The following is a 20,510-nucleotide window of genomic DNA, read 5'->3' as shown; positions in this document are numbered from 1 at the left end:
CGTGGAGTGAGTCAGTTTTTGATTCCGGCCACATGCCCTGGACCTAATAAAATCATTTTAGCGGCAATTAAGGCCATTTCCTCCGGGGGCTTTTTCATCCCCGTTTCCAGCCAGTGCTGAATCAGCCCTAGTTGGGCGGAACTGACAAAGGCGATGAAGTATTCCGCAGGAACAAGCATATCTTCCGAATTAAGTTTTGAAGCGATATTTTGAAAAAATTGCTGTTTGATTAATTCCTTCAGTTTAACTTGAAAAGAGGCATCCCCTTTTGGACCCAAAACTACCCTCATAAATTGGGCATTCTCCTGAAAATATTCAAATAACTTCAGAATGACAGGAAATGGCTCATCCTGGCTCGTAGAGTGAAGTGCATCTTTTGGATTGATTCCGCTTGCGTTATCTTCTATTTCTTTTAGAATTTCTTCTTCACTTTGCTCCAGCAAGTCGTATTTATCCCGGTAATGCAGGTAAAAAGTACCGCGGTTGATTTGTGCCTTTTCAGTTAAATCCCTGACTGTGACGCCTTCGAACCCTTTTTCCTCCATTAACTCTGTCAAGGCACCACGAATTAGCATTTTCGTTCGGGCAGCTCGTTTATCATGTGTTTGGTTAGCCATTTTAAGTGCCTCCAAAAAATATTTATTATCTAAATTAAATATATATAATGGTGTGGATATTAATCAACACAATGTTGATTAATTGAAAAATGGTTAAAAGATTTTTGTGTTAGAAAGTAAAGTATCAAAATTGGAAAGTAATTTGTCAAACCAGGAAAGTAAACATGCAGTTTGGGAAAGTAAAACTTCTTTTCTGGAAAGTAATCGACAAAATGATGAAAGTATTTCCAAAAAACAGGGAATAAAATTGAATTTCCGAATATTTAGGCGGGATTCTGCTAACCCTAAACGATGGATTTTCTAATTTAAAGAGGTGATTGCGATGCTAATTAGCATATTAAATGGTATCAATGCGCAAAATGTCCTTTTTGAAGAAGCTGCCTCCATCGTTTTTTATTTTACGATCTACTCCTTTTTCGGCTGGGTGCTTGAAAACAGCTATAACTTCTTTACAAAAGGGACTTTTATTAAAGCCAATTTTTTGTACGGGCCGTTTAAACCGATGTATGGCTTTACGCCTGTACTGCTAGTTTTGCTAACTAAACCGGAATCCCATTGGGTGCTCGTGCTGCTGCTATGTTTCACGATTCCCACCGTGGTGGAATATATAAGCGGTACCCTGCTGCAGAAATTTTTCAGACAGCAGTGGTGGGATTATTCCGGCACGCCCATGCAGCTGCACGGTCATATTTGTCTACCATTTTCCCTTTGCTGGGGCGTGCTCTCGCTCGTGTGTCTAAAATGGATTCATCCTGCTGTTATCAAAATGTATGAGTCTTCAGAAACGCTATGGAACTGGACATGGCCTGCCCTCATGTTATACTTCATTGCTGATTTAGCACTGACAGTACGGAAGTACATACGGGGGCCTGAAACTATTAGCAATCTTGACACTGTGGAATAGCGGGTACCGTTCCCTGACATCCTTAACAGTATTGAATAACTCCAGTCGGTAGCCGGACTTCATAAGTCACACTTGCATCGTGCGCTGCAGAAATTTTTCAGACAGCAGTGGTGGGATTATTCCGGCACGCCCATGCAGCTGCACGGTCATATTTGTCTACCATTTTCCCTTTGCTGGGGCGTGCTCTCGCTCGTGTGTCTAAAATGGATTCATCCTGCTGTTATCAAAATGTATGAGTCTTCAGAAACGCTATGGAACTGGACATGGCCTGCCCTCATGTTATACTTCATTGCTGATTTAGCACTGACAGTACGGAAGTACATACGGGGGCCTGAAACTATTAGCAATCTTGACACTGTGGAATAGCGGGTACCGTTCCCTGACATCCTTAACAGTATTGAATAACTCCAGTCGGTAGCCGGACTTCATAAGTCACACTTGCATCGTGCAAATGCTCCTTTTTTCGCAGGAAGAAGGAGTTTTTTTCATGAGTGTATAATTTTGTTTATATAGATTTTTATGATGGCTGGTGCATATGTTAAGAAATAGAAGCGGGATCGGAGAGTGGAAAAATTATGAGACTGGAAGGAAAGGAGATTTATCTTCGCTTTTTGGAGGAAAAGGATGCGAAAGCGATGACGCAGCTTACGATTAAAAACCGCGAGTTTTTTCAAGAAACTTCACCTAAGCGAAGTGAGCACTTTTACTCCTTTGAGCACCAATTGAGGTCGATACGGTTTGTCATCCAGTGCCGGGAACTAGAAACGCAGTATTCGTTTGGGATCTTCTTAAAAAAAACGAATGAGTTAATTGGCGATATCGAATTATTCGATATCGTTAAAGATTCATTTCAAAGCTGTTATGTCGGTTACAGCCTTGACCGTCAATACAACGGTAAAGGATATATGACGGAAGCAGTGAAGCTGGTAGTAAATTATGCTTTCAAGGAACTCGGACTCCATCGGATTGCCGCAGGCGTCATGCCTTCCAATATTGGCTCCATCCGCGTTCTTGAAAAAGCAGGTTTTGAAAAGGAAGGCATTGCGCGGAAAAATATTAAGATTAATGGGAATTGGGAAGACCATCTTCAGATGTCGATTTTAAATGAAATAGAGTAGAAGAGAAGAATCAGACGCTTCTCTTCTTCTGTTTTTATATAAAAAACCATTTTGGAGTAAATTAACAATAATTATTGGACAATGGGAGAGTGATTCCTATTTATAAAAAACAGGAACGGATGCTAGTTTGGCTCGCCTTTACGGTAGCAGCCATTATGGCACTATCCATCATCGGACGGATTTTTTCAGGATAATGAAAACCGGATGGAATGGAGAACATAAGGACGTTTCGAAAAAATTCCATACCACCAAAGGATGAAACATACATAACATTTTCTTAGAAAGGTGGTCCAGTGAGGAAAATGGTTAACCAAGAAGCGGTTTTTTTCAGCCGGGTTCTAACCGAGCTGACTCTATCCTTCCATATCATATACGCAACGATTGGCGTCGGGGTACCACTGATGATTATGATTGCCAAATGGGTGGGAATCAAGAAACAGGATGAACACTACATTTTATTAGCAAGAAGGTGGACAAGGGGCTTTGTTATCACGGTGGCGGTGGGTGTCGTGACCGGAACAGCGATTGGTCTGCAGCTGTCGCTTCTCTGGCCGAATTTCATGGAGTTGGCCGGAAATGTCATAGCCCTGCCGCTGTTCATGGAAACGTTCGCCTTTTTCTTTGAAGCCATTTTTCTGGGAATCTACATTTACACCTGGGACCGCTTCAAAAATCAGAAGAAGCACCTTCTTCTATTAATTCCTGTAGCATTGGGTGCCTCCTTTTCAGCCATATTTATTACCATCGTCAACGCCTTTATGAACGCGCCGCAAGGCTTTGACATTGTAAAAGGGCAGCTGGTGAATGTTAGCCCTCTGGTTGCGATGTTCAATCCGGCAATGCCGACAAAGGTGGCCCATGTCTTGTCGACGGCCTATATGACCTCCGCGTTTGTCCTGGCCTCAATCGGGGCTTACCGCCTTCTCATAAAGGGCTCCAAGCATGTGTATCACAAAAAGGCTCTTTTCTTAACGATGAAGCTAGGCTTGATCTTTTCCGTGGCCACCGCAGTAATCGGCGATTTTTCCGGAAAATACTTGGCTGAATACCAGCCGGAAAAATTAGCGGCGGCGGAGTGGCATTTTGAAACAGAAAAAGGCGCACCGCTTTATCTGTACGGTGTTCTTGATAATGGGGAAGTGAAATATGCTTTAAAAATTCCATTTGGTCTTAGTATTTTGGCACACAGCAATCCAAAAGCAGAAGTAATCGGGCTCGACCGTTTCCCTGATAATGAAGAACCTCCTCTCTATATTCATTATTTATTCGACCTAATGGTCACGCTAGGAATGGGCTTGACGTTCCTTGCCTTTGTTTATGTCCTTGGCGTACATCGGAAATGGCCGCTTATTTTTAAAAAATGGTTTGGCTGGCTTCTGGTGCTTAGCGGACCATTGGCGGTAATTGCTATTGAAGCAGGCTGGTGGATGACCGAAGTAGGCCGGCAACCCTGGATTCTTCTCGGAATCATGCGAACAAGTGAGGCAGCCACGGGCAGCGGTCAGGTCGACACAATGTTAATGCTGTTTTCGCTGCTTTATCTGATCCTTGGGATTGGCAGCATATTAGTCTTGATTCGGATGTTCCGCAAAAATCCAGTTGAACAGGAACTGGCGGACCGTGACGCAGAAAAGGCAGGTGACCTAAAATGACGCTCGAAATACTTGGAATAACGGTTCTAGGCGTATTTTTGTTTGGCTATATCATCGTTGCCTCCATTGATTTTGGCGCCGGGTTCTTCAATGCCTTTAGTGTCGTCACGGGAAAAGAACACATTTTAACCAGAGTAATTCAACGTTACCTTTCTCCTGTATGGGAAGTGACCAATGTGTTTTTAGTGTTTTTCTTTGTTGGGATGGTCGGCTTTTTTCCAAAAACAGCTTATTACTACGGGTCGACGCTGCTTGTTCCGGCGAGCATTGCGACGATACTCCTGGCGATACGTGGCGCCTATTATGCTTTTACAATCTATGGAGGCCTGAAGTACAGACGATACACCATCCTGTACGGATTGACTGGATTATTTATTCCTGCTTCCTTGTCCATCGTGCTGGTTATTTCCGAGGGCGGTTTTGTCACAATAAGAAACGGCGGACCAGAGCTCGACTACTGGGTGTTATTTACCAGCCCATTATCGTGGAGCATTGTCGTGTTAAGTTTGACGTCGGTTTTATATATATCTGCCGTCTTTTTGACCTGGTATGCTCAAAAGGCGAAGGATTATAATGCAGCAAATCTGCTTCGAAAATATGCCCTTGCTTGGGCGGGACCGGCGATTATTACCGCATCCGGTATCATTGTGGAGATGAGGACGCATAATCCCGAACACTATGAGCGTCTCCTTAATTTATGGTGGCTGTTCGGGTTATCAGTTTTGTTTTTTGCTGGGACCGTGTATTTGCTTTGGAGAAGGATTGCCTACGGTTTCGCCTTTGTGCTATTGGCTGGGCAGTTTACGGCCGCCTTCCTCGCATACGGAATATCGCACTATCCTTACCTGTTGTACCCGTACCTTACGATTTATGACGGCTTTACAAATAAAGCAATGGCCACTGCGTTGGTGACAGCCTTTATTGCCGGGCTCTGTTTGCTTATTCCATCCCTTTACCTGCTGCTCAAGCTGTTTTTGTTCAACAAGGATTATGTGCAAGGGAACCGCAATGATCATGTATAGTGGGGGGGCTTCTATTTGGAAAAATTCTTAATGTTTTACGCGCCGTTTATTGTAATATTTCTTTCTGTGGCTGCCGCGTTCTGGGCTGCCGGTAAAGATGACGCGGTTAAAAAATAAATTTCATTGCCTGTGAATTATGATAAAATGAACAAAAACATCCATTTATAGGGAATGAGATTAGATGAAAATAGATGAAGTGGATCGAAAAATTCTTGCCATCCTGGCTGAGAACGGCCGAGCGTCCTATGCTGATATTGGCAAGGAACTGAATTTGTCGCGGGTGGCGGTCCGCGAACGGGTTAATCGCATGGAAGAGTCTGGCATTATTGAAAAATTCAGCGTGGTTATTAATTCTGAAGCGGTCGGGAAAAAAGTATCTGCTTTTTTTGAGGTTGACTGCGAGCCGGCGTATCTCGTTTCGGTGGCGGAAAACCTCGCCAACAACCCGAATGTGGCAAGCTGCTATCAGATGACAGGCCCGAGTACGCTGCATATGCACGTTCTCGTTGAGGATTTTGCTTCGCTTGAAAAATTTATCAACCAAGAGCTTTACGCGGTGGAAGGCATCACCCGGGTCGAAAGCCAGATTATGCTGCGCCGCTTCAAAAGCCGTACCGGATTAAAGCTATAATCCTTGGAGGTCATCCTTCATGGATTATTTTTTTGGGGAAAATAATAGACAGTATTATAAATGTGCGTTAAAATGATGAAAAATCTAAATTATTACAATTGTTAATAATATTCATCTTTTTGGTTAACAAACGAAATGATATGGCATATATCTTTTAACATGTAGTTTCGAGTGAAAAGGAATTGATGAGAATGAAACAATATCTAGATTTGTTTGTGGCTTTTTTTAGGTCAGGAATGCTTGGGTTTGGCGGCGGCCCCTCTGCGATTCCGCTTGTCCATAAAGAAGTCGTGGGAACTTTTAAATGGATGAATGATGAAGAGTTTGGTGACACTTTGGCCCTTGCGAACGCCCTTCCCGGTCCGATCAACACGAAAATGGCAGGATATATCGGTTATCGAGTGGCAGGAATCCTTGGGCTTTTCACAGCGATCCTTTCCTCGATTCTTCCGACCATCGCCTTAATGATTATCTTGCTGACGTCGTTGTCTGCCTTTAAAGACCAGCCGTGGGTACAGGGAATGACGAAAGCGGTCGTTCCGGTTGTGGGTGTTATGCTCGCTGTCCTGACCTGGCAATTTTTCCAAAACGGCCAGAAGGGGATGGGCTGGAAAGGGAATTTGGCAATGGTAGCAGTGAGTTTTGTTATTATGGAAATTCTCGGGATTCACCCGGGAGTCCTTATTGCCGGCCTGCTGGCTTGTGCGTTATTTGGCCGCGAGAAAAAGGCGGAAACCGAAGCTGTTGAAAAAGAGAGGAAAACGATATGATGCTTCAGTGGAAAATCTTTTTGGCGTTCTTTATCCCGGGCATTCTTGGCTATGGCGGCGGCCCTTCATCCATTCCGCTGATTGAAAACGAAGTGGTGGACCATTACGGCTGGCTGACGGTGCAGGAATTCAGCGAAGTGCTGGCGCTCGGAAACTCGCTGCCCGGCCCAATTGCGACAAAGATGGCGGGGTACATCGGCTACCAGCAAGGCGGTATTCTTGGAGCAATCGTTGCCGTGTTCGCCACAGTTGCACCATCACTGATCCTGATGATTTCGCTGCTAGGTTTGTTGTATAAATTTAAAGATTCCCCGAAAGTGAAGAAAATGACTCTATACGTAAGGCCAGCAATCGCCGTTATGCTTGGGGTCATGGCTTATAACTTCTTTTCAGGCTCTTATTTTAATATCGGCATTTGGCAAACCTTGTTTCTGGTCATTGCCAGCTATGTACTGATGGAAAAATTAAAAATCCACCCCGCATTTGTGATTATGGGGGCACTTGGTTATGGAGCGGTGTTTTTGAGTTGAATATACCTATTTAAGGAGAGTCCTTTTTGGGCTCTTTTTTTGTTTTAGTGATTGGTGTTGCGGTTATCCGCCAAACTTCGCAGGTTATCCGCCGAACTCAGGATAGAATCCGCCAAATTTGGGTGAAAATCCGCCGAACTCTTGAAAGTATCCGCGGAAATCCGAAAGTAATCCGCCAAACATCTTTTAAGAGCAATAATTTCATCGGAAAAGGTCATTAATTTGCTAAAATAAAGGTATCTAAGACTAGCTTGCAGAAATTTAAGTTTAATAAAAAATAGGAGAAATAACGTGATCAAGACATTAATCGAAATTTTACTTGTTTCAACAAGGTTGGGATTAACTTCATTCGGTGGTCCAATCGCGCATTTGGGGTATTTTCATGAAGAATATGTCCGGCGCCGGAAATGGCTTGATGAAAAGAGTTATGCAGATCTGGTAGCATTGTGCCAATTTCTGCCCGGTCCCGCCAGCAGCCAGGTGGGGATTGGTGTTGGCGTCATGCGAGGCGGCGTATTAGGTGGAATCTTGGCTTTCATCGGATTTACCGCTCCATCGGCTGTTGCCCTAATTCTTTTGGCTCTTTTTCTAAAAGGAATGGAAATAAATGATGCCGGCTGGATCCATGGGTTAAAAATTGTGGCTGTTGCAGTCGTTGCCCAAGCCATACTAGGAATGGCACAAAAACTGACGCCGAATAAACCGACAAAGGCCATCGCGCTTGCGGCAATTGTAACAGTATTACTGTGGCAAACTGCTTATTCGCAGATAGCTATTATATTGCTATCTGCGGTAGTAGGGCTGTTGATTTTTAAAAATCATGAAAATGACCTGGAAGCAGCGAATGCCCAGTTTCCTATATCACGGAGTTTTGCGATGATCTGTCTAGCTATTTTTTTCGGCTTGTTGATTGTTCTTCCGCTGCTAAGGGGAGTAGTCTCTTCCAGTGGGCTTGCTTTGTTCGACAGCTTTTATCGTTCAGGGGCGCTTGTATTTGGCGGCGGTCATGTCGTTCTGCCATTGCTGGAACGCGAATTCGTTCCGACCGAGTGGCTGTCAAAAGAGGAATTTCTGGCAGGTTACGGAGCAGCACAAGCGGTACCGGGCCCACTGTTCACCTTTGCAGCTTATATTGGTGCGGTTATCAATGGATGGAAGGGAGGAGTCGTTGCAACAATAGCGATTTTCTTGCCGGCTTTTCTGCTCGTTTTCGGAACGCTGCCGTTTTGGAACAGCCTAAGGCGGAGCCCGCGTATCAAAGGAGCGTTAACTGGAGTTAATGCCGCAGTCGTCGGAATACTGATTGCCGCCTTTTATACTCCGATCTGGACAAGTTCGATTCATGCCCCTCAGGATTTTGCCTTTGCTGCCGTGTTATTTTCGATGTTGGCTTATTGGAAACTACCGCCTTGGATTGTGGTGGTGGCGGGAATAGTAGTCGGTTCTATCATATAAGAAGTCGTTCTGCGGGCAGAGCGGCTTTTTTATTATTTTTTAAGGCTCTTTTCCAAAAAATTCTTTACTTTGCATATTTCAGAAAATAGCGAGGGAGAAGCATCTTCATCTAGGATGGGAATCGCAAATAAAACAGGGGATTTCGCAAATAAAGGGGGCAGGACCGCAAATAAATTTATTAAATCTACAAATAAAAAATAGGGGTCAATCCATCTTATTTAGAATCGCAAATAAAACAGAGGATTTCGCAAATAAAAGGGGGGGGGACCGCAAATAAATTTATTAAATTCGCAAATAAAAAATGGGGGTCGTCACTTCCTTTTTAGAATCGCAAATAAAAGAGAGGATTTCGCAAATAAAGGGGGCGGGACCGCAAATAAATTTATTAAATCCACAAATAAAAAATGGGGGTCGTCACTTCTTTTTTAGAATCGCAAATAAAAACAGGGGATTCCGCAAATAAAAGGCCGGTATTCACAAATAATTCCTTTAAATCTGCAAATAAAACTCGAAGACTCAACGCTTTTTATTTAGAAACATAATGAAAAAGCTTCAAAAAGCAGAAAACTAACATTCAAATTACCATTTGAATAAAAATGTTTGACATTCAAACCTGTATTTGAATATGATATATTCAAACGAATATTTGAATGAAGAAGGTGTTACTATGAAGGAACGCGATGTTTGCGAGATTAATTGTGTGGATAGTGAAAAAACGGCACGAGTTCAGCAGCAGCTTGAGAACAGCTCGCATATCCTAGAAGTCACCAAGCTTTTTAAGGCATTGTCGGATGAAACACGGATGAAAATTGCCTATGCGCTTACGCTCGAAGACGAGCTTTGTGTTTGTGATGTCGCCCATATCGTCGGAGCGACGACGGCAACGGCATCGCACCATTTGCGTCATTTAAAAAGCCTTGGCCTCGCCAAATACCGCAAAGAGGGCAAGTTAGTTTATTATTCCCTTGATGATGATCATGTAAAACAATTAATTCATATTGCCTTTGAGCACCAGGTAGAGGTGATGGACCGTGGGTGAAGCGCTTGAAAAACAAGTTTACCGCGTTCAGGGTTTTTCCTGAACGAGCTGTGCCGCCAAGTTCGAAAAGAACGTGAAACACCTGGAGGGTGTTGTTGATGCACAGGTCAATTTCGGAGCTGCGAAGCTCACTGTCTATGGAAATGCCAGTTTGGAAGAACTACATGAAGCTGGCGAGTTTGAAAAATTAACCATCTACCCGGAAAAAGAAAAGCGGGCACCTGCACCAAAGGAACCGTTTTGGAAGCGGTATTCGCTGCTGGGCCTGTCCTTATTGTTCCTGATTGCCGGGTACCTTTTTACAACTAACCTTTTGTTTGCCGCAGCCATTCTACTGGGAGGGTTCCCTCTTTTTAAAACAGGCTTGAAAAACCTAACCCGCCTCGAGTTTGATATGAAAACGCTGATGACGATTGCGATTATCGGGGCTGCCATCATCGGCGAATGGAGTGAAGGGGCTGTCGTCGTCATTCTGTTTGCCATCAGCGAGGTGCTCGAGGGATACTCTATGGATAAAGCGCGGGCTTCGATTCGTTCGCTGATGGAGATAGCGCCGGCAGAAGCTGTGGTTGTCCGAAACGGCCGGGAATTGACGTTAAAAGCCGAGGACATTGAAATCGGCGACATCATGCTCGTCAAGCCCGGGCAAAGGATTGCCATGGATGGAGTAATTGTTGAAGGGGCGTCCTCCGTAAATCAAGCAGCTATTACAGGAGAGTCGGTCCCAGTTGAAAAGTCCGTCAATGACGAAGTGTTCGCAGGAACGCTTAATGAAGAAGGCTTTTTAAAAATAAAGGTCACCAAACTGAGCGAGGACACGACCATAGCAAAAATTATTCATTTAGTGGAGGAAGCGCAGGCGGAAAAGGCGCCGTCTCAAGCATTTGTCGACCGTTTTGCGAAATACTACACGCCGGTCATTATGGCGGTTGCAGCACTGGTTGCGGTGATGCCGCCGCTAATATTCGGAGCCAGCTGGCAGGAGTGGATTTACCAAGGGCTCGCCGTACTGGTAGTCGGCTGCCCGTGTGCGCTGGTGATTTCTACTCCAGTTGCAATCGTAACGGCCATCGGAAATGCCGCCCGAAACGGGGTCCTTATCAAAGGTGGCAGCTTTTTAGAAGAGACAGGTGCCTTAAGGGCAATTGCCTTTGATAAAACAGGTACATTGACAAGAGGGGTTCCGGTAGTAACCGATTTTATTAATTTTAGCGGGGACGATAACCTCCTTGAAAAAGTCGCTGCACTTGAGAGCAAGTCCCAGCACCCGCTCGCAGGAGCGATTATAAAAAAAGCGGTACACACCGAATACGTGGTCGAAAACTTCTACTCGATTACTGGAAAGGGTATTAAGGGTTTAGTGGGCGGCACGGAATATCTGGTCGGAAACGCAAAGCTTTTTACGGAAATTCCCGCGGAGATTCAAAGCCACATTACCTTTTTGCAAAACCAGGGTAAGACAGTAATGATCGTCGGTGCGGAAAAAGGTATTCTTGCTTTGATTGCCGTTGCTGACGAGGTCCGCGACCGCAGCCGCGGTGTCATTGAGCGTCTTCATCAGCTGGGGATTAATAAGACTGTTATGCTAACCGGTGATAACCGAGCGACGGCCGAGTCGATTGGCCAGCATGCTGGGGTTAGCAGCATTGAAGCTGAACTTTTGCCAGAGGATAAATTAGCTTTTATAAAAAAATTGAAATCGCAATTTGGAAGAGTGGCGATGGTTGGTGATGGTATCAACGACGCCCCAGCCCTAGCTGCTGCGACCGTTGGAATCGCGATGGGCGGAGTCGGAACGGACACGGCGCTGGAAACAGCCGACATCGCTCTAATGAATGATGATTTGAACAAGCTGCCGTTTACGATAAAGCTTAGCCGGAAAACATTGCGGATTATTAAACAAAATATTACTCTGTCTATAGTGGTAAAGTTTTTGGCTCTGCTGCTTGTCGTACCCGGCTGGTTGACCCTCTGGATTGCCATCTTCGCCGACATGGGCATGACCTTGATTGTCACATTAAATGGATTGCGTCTCTTGCGGGTTAAAGATTAAACAAGAGGGGGCCTGTGGGATACGATGATATATTCTAGTATGTATCGAAAAATCAAGATCAGAAAAAACTAACCGTAATCGTAATATTTTCGTTTTAGAAAAAGAGAAATCGCAGGCCCGTATCAAAAAGGCTAATGGGGGGATAAACATGGGTCACCATCATCATCACCATCATGGACACGGTCATGGCCACTCACATGGTCATTCACATACAAGCAATAAAAAAGCGTTATTAAGCTCATTTATTTTAATAGCGGCCTTCATGGTCGTGGAAGTTATCGGCGGGCTTTTAACCAACAGCCTGGCACTGCTTTCTGACGCGGGGCATATGCTCAGCGACGCCGCTGCACTAGGGTTGAGCTTTTATGCAATTAAGCTTGGGGAAAAGGCAGTTTCTCAGGAAAAAACGTATGGCTATAAACGATTTGAAATTATTGCGGCTGCGTTAAATGGCTTAACATTGATTCTAATTTCGATTTATATTTTTTATGAAGCCTTCCATCGTTTTTTCAATCCGCCGGAGATTCAAAGCACAGGGATGCTGATCATTTCCGTTACAGGTCTAATCGTGAACATTATTGCTGCCTGGATTTTAATGAAAGGTGACAAGGATGAAAATTTGAACGTCCGCAGCGCCTTCCTCCACGTTCTTGGTGATATGCTAGGATCTGTTGGGGCCATTATCGCGGCATTGCTCATCATGTTCCTCGGCTGGGGAATCGCCGACCCGATTGCCAGCGTTATTGTTGCTGTACTGATTCTAATCAGCGGGTTTCGGGTCACGAAGGATTCTTTTCATATTTTAATGGAAGGGGCGCCAACACAAATTGATATTAATCAGGTGAAGGAGGCGCTAGGGAAAATTCCGCGTGTTAAAGAAGTCCATGACCTTCATATTTGGACCATTACCTCCGGGTACCCGGTGTTGAGCTGCCATGTCACCATTTATGATGACGGGGTTCATGATGAAATTCTTGCCCAATCGCAGAAAATTCTCCATGATGATTTTCATATTGAACACAGCACAATCCAAGTCGAAAAAGAAGCAATCGGCTGTCCGAGTCCGCATGGTACGTGTAATTAAATGAAAACTCGCCGATTGGCGAGTCTGTAAGGACGAAGACAGAGGCGTAGTTTAATTTACTATTAGCTAAAAAAGGAGCCGCCACGGCTCCTTTTAAAGTGCAAACATTATTTCATCGCATTAAAGCTTACAGCGATTTTTGCCCCAACAACAGCATTGTTTTTCACTAAAGCAATGTTGGCGTCCAAGCTTTTTCCTTCTGTCAGTTCTTTCACTTTTCCGAGCATGAACGGTGTCACATCTTTACCAGTGATGTGGCGTTCTGCCGCCTCTTTCAATGCTGTTTCGATAACGCCATTAATAAATTCCTCTTCCATGGCATGTTCTTCAGGAATAGGGTTGGCAATCACCGCTCCACCTTTTAGGTTTAAATCCCATTTTACTTTTAAGGTAGAGGCGATTTCAGCTACATCATCCGCACGCAGGTTTAATGAAAATTCACTCGTGCGTGTGTAGAAAGCAGGAAGGACATCAGTTTGATAACCGATAACTGGTACGCCTTTTGTTTCTAAATATTCCATCGTTAATCCTAAATCGAGAATTGATTTGGCACCTGCACAAATGACAGCCACGTTCGTTTGTCCAAGTTCCTCTAAGTCTGCTGAAATATCCATGGTAGTTTCGGCACCGCGGTGAACCCCGCCAATACCGCCGGTCACGAAGATATGAATATCGGCCAATTCAGCACAAATCATCGTTGCTGCTACTGTAGTTGCACCAAGTTTTTTAGTCGCAAGCAAATAAGCTAGGTCGCGTCTTGATGCTTTTGCTACTCCGGAACTTTTCCCGAACATTTCTAACTCTTCATCCGATAATCCGATTTTAATTTTTCCATCAATGATAGCAATTGTAGCTGGAACGGCTCCATTGTCACGGATGATTTGCTCCACTTCACGGGCGGTTTGCACGTTCTGCGGATAGGGCATGCCATGAGAAATGATCGTAGATTCTAGGGCAACGATTGGTTTTCCTTGTTCCTTTGCGGTACGTACTTCTTCAGATAATGTAATATATTCTTTCATGACTTATTCCCCCATGTCTTTTATTAGTTGTTCTGCAGATAAATCCTGTCGAACCGTATATGGTGATTGTAAGGTTTTCGATGCATTGATACTTCCGGCCTTAGCAATTTCCAATAATGTCCTACCTTCTAGCCAAGAGTAAATAACAGCCGAAGAAAAAGCATCTCCTGCCCCGGTTACATCGACGATTTCCTTCGCTTCAATAGGGGGTACATGGAAAATGCCTTCCTCTTTATTCCCAATCATGGAGCCTTCTTTTCCATTAGTTATGACCACATTGGAAATCCCCAAAGACAGCCATTTTTCCACGGCGTTTTCCCAATCTGAATCATTTTTGATTTCATGCTGAAAATAGGTTTCCGATTCATCCCGATTCGTAATAAGCCATGTTACACCATCAAGTTCATCTGGCAAACGGTTCATCTTTGGTGATGAAACAGGTATTAAGACGATCGGTAGGTTATGGCTTTTGGCAAAATGACACAAATATTGGACCGTTTCTTTTGGGCAATTTAAATCGACGATGATACATTTTGATTGTGTGAAAAATCCCTCATGCTTCCGCAGTAATTCAGGTGTAATGGCTTCATATACATCCATATCCGCAAGCGCAATGACTAATTCACCGTTGGAGTCCAAAACTGCTGTGTAGGAGCCGGTTGCTTTTTCTGGGAATTTGGAGACAGTCTCTAAATTCATGTATGATGCTGATGAATCCTCAATAATGGTCCAGTCCTTATCAGCGCCGGCAGCAGATATAAGTGAAACCTCCAGCCCTAAGCGACCCAAGTTTTCAGCGATATTCCGGGCAACCCCGCCGGCATTCTGGGTGACATAGCTGGGATTGGAAGTACCCAGCTGTGCCTGCCCTTTAATATGAAATTTACGGTCAATATTCGCTCCGCCAATGCAAATGACACGCTGTGATTCACTTAGAATATAGGCCCTACCCAAAATATGGCCTTTTTTAATCAGCCCAGAAATCATGTTAGCAATCGAAGGCCGAGACAATTCTAAATTTTGCGCAAGCTCTTGCTGCGAAATATAGGGGTTTTTCCGGATTAAATCGAGAATCAATTGTTCTTTCTCAGTCAGTTTTTCAGGCATAAACTCACCCCATAAATTACACTAATCTAAAATTCCCCTAATCAGTGCTATTATTGTTTTGGATTAAATGTCTTTAATTCATCTCGTGTTTCAGGAACCTTTACAGCACCTGATTTGATTTTCTCAATCCAGTCTTTAACGGTTGCATCAATATCGGCTTTGTTTGTTGCCTTTTGATTGATTGGTGCTAGGCCGACACCATCTTCGGCTAAACCGTATAGCGCAACTTTACCACCAGGGAAATTACCGTCTTTTGTTTTAGTGGCAAGGTCTTTAACTGCTACATCCACACGTTTTAGAGCAGAGGTAAGGACCACATCCTGACCCATGTCAGATTGGTCACGGTCAACACCAATAGCCCAAATTGCTTTGTCCGGATTTTTTGCCTTTCTGTCATTAGCTTCCTTGAATAGTCCAACCCCTGTTGCACCTGCAGCGTGGAAGATGACGTCCGCTCCTGAAGAATACATTTTAGAAGCGATTGCTTGTCCAACCTCAGCTTTATCAAATGCACCTGCATATTGAACATCGACTTGTACCTCCGGTTTAACAGCTTTAACTCCAGCTATGAAACCAGATTCGAAGCGTTCGATAACGGGAATTTCCATTCCGCCAATAAATCCGATATGGTTAGATGCTGTTGTTTTTGCCGCTGCTATTCCCGCAAGAAATCCTGCTTCCTGCTCTTTAAAAAGAATGCTCGCCACGTTTGGAAGCTTTACTTCAGCATCGACGATGGCAAATTTAGAATCTTTTTGTTGCTTTGCAATTTCTTCAACTGCAGACGGCATTAAGAAGCCAATCGCATAAACTAAGTCAAATTTTTCACGAACAAGTCTGTTTAAGTTTGTCGTATAATCGGCATCCGATTTGGAAGCAAGGTAATCATACCCGCCTCTGCCCTTTTTCAAGCCATTTTCCTTACCGAATGCTTGCAGGCCTTCCCAAGAAGATTGGTTAAAGGATTTATCATCGACACCTCCGATGTCAGTCACCATACCAACAGAAAATGTGTCCTTTTTGCCGCCGCCAGTGTTCTCGTTATCGTTACTTTTTCCACATGCACCCAAGAGCGTGCCTGCTGCAAGAACAAGTGATAGTGCCATACCAATTTTACGTTTTTTCATTTTGTGTGCCTCCCTAAGTTGTATTTAAGTATTTTGAACTTTTGTTTATCATATAAACTTTCGTTTGTATTATACGACTTAAAAAATTCTAGGTCAACCTTTTTAAACAAATACTAATTCTTAGTATTTCCAAAAAAACATTTCATGTACTGATTAAACGAAATCGATATGGATAATCTATTGGAGGTGGTTAATTTTTACAAAAATGACAACTATTAAAGGAGGCTGGGCAGTGTTACTAGTACCGCGCGAGTTAGACAAGCTGATGATTGTGGTAGCCGCTGATCTTGCTAGAAGAAGACGGGAAAGAGGCTTGAAGTTAAACTATCCCGAAGCAGTGGCTTTAATAACCTATGAAGTGTTAGAAGGGGCAAGAGACGGAAAGACGGTAGCGGAATTAATGAAATATGGGGCTACCATCTTAACGCGTGATGATGTCATGGAAGGAATTCCGGAAATGATTGACGACATTCAGGTAGAAGCTACTTTCCCTGACGGAACAAAACTTGTGACTGTTCATGATCCAATTCGATAAGAAGCAGCAGGAGGGATAATCCAAATGGAATGGGAACCAGGTCAGTTATTTTTAAAAGAGGAACCAATCATCTGCAATGAGGGCCGTGAAATACACAGGGTCAGAGTAACTAATACAGGAGACCGGCCGGTCCAAATAGGTTCGCACTATCATTTCTTTGAAGTAAATGAAGCCCTGAAGTTTAATAGAGAGGACGCTTTTGGAAAACGGCTAAATATTCCTGCCGGGGCAGCAGTTCGTTTCGAACCAGGTGATGAAAAAGAAGTAGAATTGGTTTGCTTTGGAGGGGAACAAAAGGTTTATGGATTTAATAATAAAACCGATGGGTCTGTTGAAAGTGGGTGTGGAAAATGAGTTTTGAAATGCCGCGCAAGCAATATGCCCAGATGTTTGGGCCAACTACTGGAGATTCGATTCGTCTAGCGGATACCAATTTAATCATCCAAATTGAAAAGGATTATACCACCTATGGTGAAGAGGTTGTCTTTGGGGGCGGAAAGGTCATCCGCGATGGAATGGGACAGCATCCGCTTGTCACCCGCGGCGATGGGATACCTGATGTCGTGATAACTAATGCAGTTATATTAGATTACACCGGAATTTTTAAAGCAGATTTAGCGATTCGTGACGGGAAAATTTCCGGAATCGGAAAAGCGGGGAATCCGCTGGTGATGGATGGGGTAGATATCGTCATCGGGGCTTCCACTGAAATCATTGCCGGAGAAGGAATGATTGTGACAGCAGGCGGCATTGATACACACGTCCATTTTATTAATCCGGAACAGGTCCCTGTTGCCCTTTCAGCGGGGCTAACTACTTTAATTGGCGGTGGCACAGGTCCATCTGCAGGTTCAAGGGCGACAACGGTTACACCAGGGGAATGGAATATCCATCGCATGCTTGAGGCAGTCGAGGGCCTGCCGATCAATGTTGGTTTGACCGGAAAAGGCCAAGCGGCAACCGAAGAACCGCTGGCTGAACAAGTACGGGCCGGTGTGATTGGACTTAAGGTTCACGAAGACTGGGGGGCTACACCTTCAGCCCTTGATCATGCTTTGCAGGTAGCGGATCAATATGATGTGCAAGTGGCACTTCACGCAGACACCTTAAATGAAGCAGGTTTTGTTGAAAATACGATGGCGGCGATTAAAGACCGTGTGATTCACATGTATCATACGGAAGGCGCCGGTGGCGGGCATGCACCTGATTTGATTAAATCAGCAAGCTTTATGAATGTCCTGCCGTCCTCAACAAATCCGACGCTTCCATATACCATCAATACTATTGATGAGCATCTTGACATGCTGATGGTTTGCCACCATTTGAATCCTTCCGTACCGGAAGATATTGCCTTTGCCGATTCCAGGATAAGAAAGGAAACGATTGCTGCTGAAGATATCCTGCAGGATATGGGGGTTTTTAGCATGACCAGTTCCGATGCCCAGGCAATGGGCCGGGTTGGCGAGGTGGTCACCCGAACCTGGCAGGTGGCCGACAAGATGAAACTGCAAAGAGGCTCTTTGCAAGGTGACAACAAACTATCTGATAATAACCGGGCCAAGCGTTATATTGCAAAATATACGATTAACCCAGCGATTACCCATGGGATTGCAGATTATGTCGGATCGATTGAAGTAGGGAAAATCGCTGACCTTGTCATTTGGTCACCCGCATTCTTCGGGGTGAAACCGGAATTGGTAATAAAATGCGGCTTCATTGTCATGGGGATGATGGGGGATGCCAATGCTTCTATTCCAACACCGCAGCCGGTCGTTTGCCGGCCGATGTATGCAGCCACTGGAAAAGCCATGGCGAAGAGCTCGATTACGTTTGTGTCTCAGGCAGCTTATGAAGGTAAAGTTCACGAAAGACTTGGCTTGGAAAAAGTCATTCTGCCTGTCCACGGAATCCGCAAGCTAACCAAAAAAGACATGAAGCTTAATTCAGAAACACCTGAGCTTTCCGTAGATCCGCAAACATATGAGGTAAGAGTGAACGGGGAGCATATCACATGTGAGCCAGCTGAAAAATTACCGATGGCCCAAAGATATTTCCTATTTTGAGGTGAAAAGGCATGTTAATTGAACGAATTGAAACCAATATTGAAAATATGGAAAAGGAAGAAATATTCAGACGCCATATTGAAAAAGTATACCTCGAAAGTGATCATCTCGTGAAACGTGTTCAGCGAGTTAAAACTGACCACGGCCGGGAAATCGGCATTCGTCTGAAGGATCCACGTGACCTTGTGGCCGGAGATGTGTTGTTTTTGGATGAAAAAAATATGATTGTCGTTGACGTAATCGCTGATGATTTAATCGTCATTAGTCCCCGCAATTTGAAAGAAATGGGGACCATCGCGCATCAATTGGGTAATAGGCACCTTCCAGCCCAATTTGAGGGTGATGAGATGATGGTGCAATACGATTACCTTGTAGAAGACCTGCTAAAGGAGCTGGAGATTCCCTATAAACGGGAAAATCGAAAAGTGAAGCAGGCGTTTCGCCATATTGGTCATAGTCATGGAGAGTAAATTATTAGCACTGTTTCAGCTTTGTGATTCCAATTTTCCAACAGGAGCCTTTAGTCATTCCTTCGGTTTGGAAAGCTATATCCAAGAGAATACGGTTCATAATTCTGAAACCTTTTCACAATGGCTGCAGGTTTATATTGACGAGCAGCTCATCTATTCAGATGGGCTTGCAAGTCTCCTTGTATATCAGGCATTGGAAGAGGATGATTTCGCCAAAGTCTGGAAGCTGGATCGATTATTGACTGTCCAAAATTTGCCGCGGGAAACGCGGGAGGGCAGCCAAAGAATGGGTGAGCGGATGTTAGAGCTTGTTCAGTCTTTATATGATGCACCTGTTCTAGCAATTTATAGAAAAAGGATTAGCGCAAAGCAATCATTTGGTCATCCTGCGATTGTCTTTACGATGGCAGCCCATTATCTTGGTGTACCAAAACCAACAACTGTTATATTTTACCTCTATTCAGTTGTATCCAGCATTGTTCAAAATGCCGTACGAGGGATTCCATTAGGGCAGACGGCAGGTCAGAGAATCCTTCATGATATTCAGGCTGTTTTAATAGCAGCTGTTGAAAAAATAGGTCAGATGGATGAAGAGGACTTTGGAATTGTCTCACCTGGTATCGAATTATCCCAAATGAGGCATGAACGTGTGAATATACGAATTTTTATGTCATAAAAAAAGAAAGGATGTTTTCAATATGGATCCAATTAAAATCGGTGTAGGCGGCCCTGTTGGGGCAGGAAAAACGATGTTAGTGGAAAAATTAACACGTAAATTGAATGATGAAATTAGCATGGCAGTTGTGACAAACGATATCTATACAAAGGAAGATGCTAAATTTTTAATGCAAAACGGCGTACTTCCTTCCGACCGGATTATTGGCGTGGAGACCGGCGGCTGCCCGCATACGGCCATTCGTGAAGATGCATCAATGAATTTTGCGGCAATCAACGAACTAAAAGAAAAACACCCGGATGTCGAGTTGATTTTTGTGGAAAGCGGCGGGGATAACCTAGCAGCAACCTTCAGCCCGGAATTGGTTGATTTCTCAATCTATATCATTGATGTGGCTCAAGGAGAAAAAATTCCGCGCAAGGGCGGGCAAGGAATGATTAAATCGGATTTATTTATTATTAACAAAACCGATTTAGCCCCGCATGTCGGAGCCAGGCTTGACGTCATGGAGTCAGATACAAAGGTTTTCCGCGGTGACAAACCATTTGTCTTTACCAATCTAAAAGATGATTCAGGGCTGGATCATGTGATTGATTGGTTAAAGGAAAATGCATTATTAAAAGGATTGGCCTAAC

24 protein-coding genes are annotated in these 20,510 nt (G+C 44.1%); 20 read left to right on the top strand and 4 right to left on the bottom strand.

What is annotated here, in order from left to right; translation table 11 throughout:
• Window positions 1-11: 11 nt before the first annotated feature.
• Window positions 12-617 (bottom strand): TetR/AcrR family transcriptional regulator, encoded by a 606-nt coding sequence (locus tag ACZ5B7_RS26470; RefSeq protein ID WP_464491559.1) that lies wholly within the window; start codon window positions 615-617, stop codon window positions 12-14.
• Window positions 618-939: 322 nt separating this feature from the next.
• Here ACZ5B7_RS26470 and ACZ5B7_RS26465 point away from each other — a divergent pair, with 322 nt between their 5' ends.
• The 14 genes from ACZ5B7_RS26465 to ACZ5B7_RS26400 all read left to right on the top strand — a co-directional run bounded on the left by ACZ5B7_RS26465 (window position 940) and on the right by ACZ5B7_RS26400 (window position 12,875).
• Window positions 940-1,521, top strand: a complete 582-nt coding sequence (locus ACZ5B7_RS26465; RefSeq protein WP_464491558.1) for a putative ABC transporter permease — start codon at window positions 940-942, stop codon at window positions 1,519-1,521.
• 72 nt (window positions 1,522-1,593) lie between these two features.
• Window positions 1,594-1,887 carry a putative ABC transporter permease gene (locus tag ACZ5B7_RS26460; protein WP_464491557.1) on the top strand — a complete coding sequence of 98 codons (294 nt, stop codon included), beginning with the start codon at window positions 1,594-1,596 and terminating at the stop codon, window positions 1,885-1,887.
• 209 nt (window positions 1,888-2,096) lie between these two features.
• Window positions 2,097-2,639, top strand: a complete 543-nt coding sequence (locus ACZ5B7_RS26455) for a GNAT family N-acetyltransferase (protein WP_378583194.1) — start codon at window positions 2,097-2,099, stop codon at window positions 2,637-2,639.
• A 302-nt stretch (window positions 2,640-2,941) separates the two neighbouring features.
• Window positions 2,942-4,291, top strand: coding sequence for a cytochrome ubiquinol oxidase subunit I (locus ACZ5B7_RS26450; RefSeq protein ID WP_464494578.1), 1,350 nt, complete (start codon window positions 2,942-2,944; stop codon window positions 4,289-4,291).
• On the top strand, window positions 4,288-5,313 hold the full coding sequence (locus ACZ5B7_RS26445) for a cytochrome d ubiquinol oxidase subunit II (RefSeq protein WP_423799646.1): 1,026 nt from the start codon (window positions 4,288-4,290) through the stop codon (window positions 5,311-5,313). Before ACZ5B7_RS26450 ends, ACZ5B7_RS26445 begins: the two co-directional genes overlap by 4 nt.
• A gap of 15 nt (window positions 5,314-5,328) precedes the next feature.
• Complete coding sequence (cydS, locus tag ACZ5B7_RS26440; RefSeq protein ID WP_464491556.1) at window positions 5,329-5,430, top strand: cytochrome bd oxidase small subunit CydS family protein; 102 nt, start codon at window positions 5,329-5,331, stop codon at window positions 5,428-5,430.
• A 64-nt stretch (window positions 5,431-5,494) separates the two neighbouring features.
• The gene (locus tag ACZ5B7_RS26435) at window positions 5,495-5,944 is read left to right on the top strand and encodes an Lrp/AsnC family transcriptional regulator (protein ID WP_213117673.1); all 450 of its coding nucleotides are present in this window, start codon (window positions 5,495-5,497) and stop codon (window positions 5,942-5,944) included.
• Between the two features lie 191 nt (window positions 5,945-6,135).
• The gene (locus tag ACZ5B7_RS26430; protein ID WP_464491555.1) at window positions 6,136-6,714 is read left to right on the top strand and encodes a chromate transporter; all 579 of its coding nucleotides are present in this window, start codon (window positions 6,136-6,138) and stop codon (window positions 6,712-6,714) included.
• The gene (locus ACZ5B7_RS26425) at window positions 6,714-7,244 is read left to right on the top strand and encodes a chromate transporter (RefSeq protein WP_464494577.1); all 531 of its coding nucleotides are present in this window, start codon (window positions 6,714-6,716) and stop codon (window positions 7,242-7,244) included. Before ACZ5B7_RS26430 ends, ACZ5B7_RS26425 begins: the two co-directional genes overlap by 1 nt.
• Window positions 7,245-7,270: 26 nt before the next feature.
• The gene (locus ACZ5B7_RS26420) at window positions 7,271-7,465 is read left to right on the top strand and encodes a hypothetical protein (RefSeq protein WP_464491554.1); all 195 of its coding nucleotides are present in this window, start codon (window positions 7,271-7,273) and stop codon (window positions 7,463-7,465) included.
• A gap of 73 nt (window positions 7,466-7,538) precedes the next feature.
• A complete protein-coding gene (locus tag ACZ5B7_RS26415; RefSeq protein WP_464494575.1) occupies window positions 7,539-8,699 on the top strand; it encodes a chromate transporter in 1,161 nt (386 codons plus the stop codon).
• Between the two features lie 667 nt (window positions 8,700-9,366).
• Complete coding sequence (locus ACZ5B7_RS26410) at window positions 9,367-9,738, top strand: ArsR/SmtB family transcription factor (protein ID WP_213117676.1); 372 nt, start codon at window positions 9,367-9,369, stop codon at window positions 9,736-9,738.
• Window positions 9,731-11,791: a heavy metal translocating P-type ATPase gene (locus ACZ5B7_RS26405; protein ID WP_464491553.1), complete on the top strand. Its 2,061-nt coding sequence runs from the start codon at window positions 9,731-9,733 to the stop codon at window positions 11,789-11,791. The genes ACZ5B7_RS26410 and ACZ5B7_RS26405 overlap by 8 nt, the downstream gene beginning before the upstream one ends.
• A gap of 148 nt (window positions 11,792-11,939) precedes the next feature.
• Window positions 11,940-12,875, top strand: coding sequence for a cation diffusion facilitator family transporter (locus ACZ5B7_RS26400; RefSeq protein WP_464491552.1), 936 nt, complete (start codon window positions 11,940-11,942; stop codon window positions 12,873-12,875).
• A 107-nt stretch (window positions 12,876-12,982) separates the two neighbouring features.
• Here the strand turns inward: ACZ5B7_RS26400 and ACZ5B7_RS26395 are convergent, their stop codons facing one another.
• Genes ACZ5B7_RS26395 through ACZ5B7_RS26385 form a run of 3 tightly spaced genes read right to left on the bottom strand, consistent with a single transcriptional unit; the run spans window position 12,983 to window position 16,131 of the window.
• Window positions 12,983-13,897 (bottom strand): pseudouridine-5'-phosphate glycosidase, encoded by a 915-nt coding sequence (locus ACZ5B7_RS26395; protein ID WP_464491551.1) that lies wholly within the window; start codon window positions 13,895-13,897, stop codon window positions 12,983-12,985.
• Window positions 13,898-13,900: 3 nt separating this feature from the next.
• Window positions 13,901-15,004 (bottom strand): PfkB family carbohydrate kinase, encoded by a 1,104-nt coding sequence (locus tag ACZ5B7_RS26390; RefSeq protein ID WP_464491550.1) that lies wholly within the window; start codon window positions 15,002-15,004, stop codon window positions 13,901-13,903.
• Between the two features lie 50 nt (window positions 15,005-15,054).
• Window positions 15,055-16,131 (bottom strand): BMP family lipoprotein, encoded by a 1,077-nt coding sequence (locus ACZ5B7_RS26385; protein WP_464491549.1) that lies wholly within the window; start codon window positions 16,129-16,131, stop codon window positions 15,055-15,057.
• A gap of 232 nt (window positions 16,132-16,363) precedes the next feature.
• On the opposite strand from ACZ5B7_RS26385, the gene ACZ5B7_RS26380 reads away from it, so the two are divergent.
• Genes ACZ5B7_RS26380 through ureG form a run of 6 tightly spaced genes read left to right on the top strand, consistent with a single transcriptional unit; the run spans window position 16,364 to window position 20,509 of the window.
• The gene (locus ACZ5B7_RS26380; protein ID WP_213144166.1) at window positions 16,364-16,666 is read left to right on the top strand and encodes an urease subunit gamma; all 303 of its coding nucleotides are present in this window, start codon (window positions 16,364-16,366) and stop codon (window positions 16,664-16,666) included.
• 24 nt (window positions 16,667-16,690) lie between these two features.
• On the top strand, window positions 16,691-17,020 hold the full coding sequence (gene ureB, locus ACZ5B7_RS26375; protein WP_378583170.1) for an urease subunit beta: 330 nt from the start codon (window positions 16,691-16,693) through the stop codon (window positions 17,018-17,020).
• Window positions 17,017-18,729 (top strand): urease subunit alpha, encoded by a 1,713-nt coding sequence (ureC, locus tag ACZ5B7_RS26370; protein ID WP_464491548.1) that lies wholly within the window; start codon window positions 17,017-17,019, stop codon window positions 18,727-18,729. Before ureB ends, ureC begins: the two co-directional genes overlap by 4 nt.
• Before the next feature lie 11 nt (window positions 18,730-18,740).
• Complete coding sequence (gene ureE / locus ACZ5B7_RS26365; protein WP_378583165.1) at window positions 18,741-19,199, top strand: urease accessory protein UreE; 459 nt, start codon at window positions 18,741-18,743, stop codon at window positions 19,197-19,199.
• Window positions 19,189-19,875 carry an urease accessory protein UreF gene (locus ACZ5B7_RS26360; RefSeq protein ID WP_464494574.1) on the top strand — a complete coding sequence of 229 codons (687 nt, stop codon included), beginning with the start codon at window positions 19,189-19,191 and terminating at the stop codon, window positions 19,873-19,875. The genes ureE and ACZ5B7_RS26360 overlap by 11 nt, the downstream gene beginning before the upstream one ends.
• Window positions 19,876-19,897: 22 nt before the next feature.
• Entirely contained in the window at window positions 19,898-20,509 is a 612-nt protein-coding gene (gene ureG, locus ACZ5B7_RS26355; RefSeq protein ID WP_423799635.1) for an urease accessory protein UreG, read from the top strand.
• Window position 20,510 lies beyond the last annotated feature (1 nt).

Source organism: Neobacillus sp. S1115, assembly GCF_055385565.1.
The sequence above is the reverse complement of the archived record's forward strand: the minus strand, read 5'-3'. Positions and strand labels throughout refer to the sequence as shown.

Bases quoted from the DNA above. Each gene is read 5' to 3' on its own strand.
- ACZ5B7_RS26470 (WP_464491559.1), bottom strand. From the start codon at position 617: ATGGCTAACCAAACACATGATAAACGAGCTGCCCGAACGAAAATGCTA.
- ACZ5B7_RS26410 (WP_213117676.1), top strand. From the start codon at position 9,367: ATGAAGGAACGCGATGTTTGCGAGATTAATTGTGTGGATAGTGAAAAA.
- ACZ5B7_RS26465 (WP_464491558.1), top strand. From the start codon at position 940: ATGCTAATTAGCATATTAAATGGTATCAATGCGCAAAATGTCCTTTTT.
- ureB (WP_378583170.1), top strand. From the start codon at position 16,691: ATGGAATGGGAACCAGGTCAGTTATTTTTAAAAGAGGAACCAATCATC.
- ACZ5B7_RS26450 (WP_464494578.1), top strand. From the start codon at position 2,942: ATGGTTAACCAAGAAGCGGTTTTTTTCAGCCGGGTTCTAACCGAGCTG.
- ureE (WP_378583165.1), top strand. From the start codon at position 18,741: ATGTTAATTGAACGAATTGAAACCAATATTGAAAATATGGAAAAGGAA.
- ureG (WP_423799635.1), top strand. From the start codon at position 19,898: ATGGATCCAATTAAAATCGGTGTAGGCGGCCCTGTTGGGGCAGGAAAA.
- ureC (WP_464491548.1), top strand. From the start codon at position 17,017: ATGAGTTTTGAAATGCCGCGCAAGCAATATGCCCAGATGTTTGGGCCA.
- ACZ5B7_RS26445 (WP_423799646.1), top strand. From the start codon at position 4,288: ATGACGCTCGAAATACTTGGAATAACGGTTCTAGGCGTATTTTTGTTT.
- ACZ5B7_RS26455 (WP_378583194.1), top strand. From the start codon at position 2,097: ATGAGACTGGAAGGAAAGGAGATTTATCTTCGCTTTTTGGAGGAAAAG.
- ACZ5B7_RS26385 (WP_464491549.1), bottom strand. From the start codon at position 16,131: ATGAAAAAACGTAAAATTGGTATGGCACTATCACTTGTTCTTGCAGCA.
- ACZ5B7_RS26400 (WP_464491552.1), top strand. From the start codon at position 11,940: ATGGGTCACCATCATCATCACCATCATGGACACGGTCATGGCCACTCA.
- ACZ5B7_RS26435 (WP_213117673.1), top strand. From the start codon at position 5,495: ATGAAAATAGATGAAGTGGATCGAAAAATTCTTGCCATCCTGGCTGAG.
- ACZ5B7_RS26425 (WP_464494577.1), top strand. From the start codon at position 6,714: ATGCTTCAGTGGAAAATCTTTTTGGCGTTCTTTATCCCGGGCATTCTT.
- ACZ5B7_RS26430 (WP_464491555.1), top strand. From the start codon at position 6,136: ATGAAACAATATCTAGATTTGTTTGTGGCTTTTTTTAGGTCAGGAATG.
- ACZ5B7_RS26390 (WP_464491550.1), bottom strand. From the start codon at position 15,004: ATGCCTGAAAAACTGACTGAGAAAGAACAATTGATTCTCGATTTAATC.
- ACZ5B7_RS26395 (WP_464491551.1), bottom strand. From the start codon at position 13,897: ATGAAAGAATATATTACATTATCTGAAGAAGTACGTACCGCAAAGGAA.
- ACZ5B7_RS26360 (WP_464494574.1), top strand. From the start codon at position 19,189: ATGGAGAGTAAATTATTAGCACTGTTTCAGCTTTGTGATTCCAATTTT.